2 protein-coding genes are annotated in these 1,238 nt (G+C 62.8%); one reads left to right on the top strand and one right to left on the bottom strand.

Annotation, left to right across the window (positions count from 1 at the left end; translation table 11 throughout):
• Positions 1-651: methyltransferase domain-containing protein (locus EN750_RS35025; RefSeq protein ID WP_127399329.1), on the bottom strand; the 651-nt coding region annotated here is incomplete at its 3' end.
• Between the two features lie 136 nt (positions 652-787).
• Here EN750_RS35025 and EN750_RS35020 point away from each other — a divergent pair.
• A partial coding sequence (locus EN750_RS35020) for an MBL fold metallo-hydrolase (RefSeq protein WP_127399328.1) occupies positions 788-1,238 on the top strand: 451 nt, incomplete at its 3' end.

Below are 1,238 nucleotides of genomic sequence, written 5' to 3'. Positions count from 1 at the left end.
ATAGAGCCGTTTCTGCGCCTCGACGACGATGACGCCGGAAAAGATCGGCCACAGCCGCCGGCCGGCGCGCTCCAGCACATTGTGGAAGCGCATCATGAAACGGCGCCTCGACGGCGGAAAGAACAGCGCATCGGACCAGGCGGCGGGCGTGAAATTCGCCTCGCGCAGCAATTCGGTAAGCTGGCCGCGCGAAAAGGGCCGGCCATTGCCGAATGGGGTGTGCTCGAAGCGCGCCCAGACACCGCGCCGGTTGGGCACGACGATGACCACCCGGCCAGCCGGCGACAGCACGCGCCAGATCTCGTTCAGCGTCTCACGCGGGTTCTCGACATGTTCGAGCGAATGGACGAGCAGCATGCGGTCGATGCAGGAATCGACCAGCGGCAGTTCCTCGTCGAAGACCAGTGCCGTCGCCGTCGGCCCTGTCGCCGGCCACACCACCGCGCCTTGCGTTGCCGGCATGAAGGCAAAGACCCGCTCGGCATCGGTGCCGAACCGCTCCAGCCAGGGCAAGGTGTAACCCAGACCAACCAGCCGCTCGTTGGGTACCGCTGCCCATATCGACGACAACGCCATGGTGATCGAACGCTCGGCGAAACGGCCGAGTGTTGTCGAATAGAAGGAGCGAAGATCGACGATGTCGGAATGCATGGCAGGGATGTAGCCGTGATATCGGCGGGTTTCAACAAAAGGCCGCGACATCCGACATTCCGAGATGTCATTCGACATCCGGGATGACATCCACGCGCCGGCGCCCTATGTCTGCGGCCATAAACGGAGAGATGCGATGCCGGTCGAAATCGAACAGTTCATGTGCCGCAGCGACAATTTCGGCGTGCTGGTGCATGATCCCAAAAGCGGCCAGACCGCGATCATCGACGCGCCCGAGGAAGCGCCTATCCTGGCAGCGATAAAGCGCACTGGCTGGACGCCGACGACGATCCTGACCACGCATCATCACATGGATCACGTCGAGGCCAATCTGGCGCTGAAGGAGCGCTTCAAGCTGCGCATCGTCGGCCCGGAAGCGGAAAAGGCCAAGATCCCCGGCATCGACGAGACCGTCGAAGACGGCTCGGTTCTCCATCTTGGCGATGAAAAGATCGAAGTCATCGCCACGCCCGGCCACACCGCCGGCCACGTTTCCTATTATTTGCCGGCGTCGGGTGTGGCGTTCACCGCCGACACGCTGTTTGCGCTGGGTTGCGGACGGCTGTTCGAATGCAAGCCGCCGGTGA

The organism is Mesorhizobium sp. M7A.F.Ca.ET.027.03.2.1 (assembly GCF_003999175.1).
GTDB lineage: Bacteria > Pseudomonadota > Alphaproteobacteria > Rhizobiales > Rhizobiaceae > Mesorhizobium.
The sequence above is the reverse complement of the archived record's forward strand: the minus strand, read 5'-3'. Positions and strand labels throughout refer to the sequence as shown.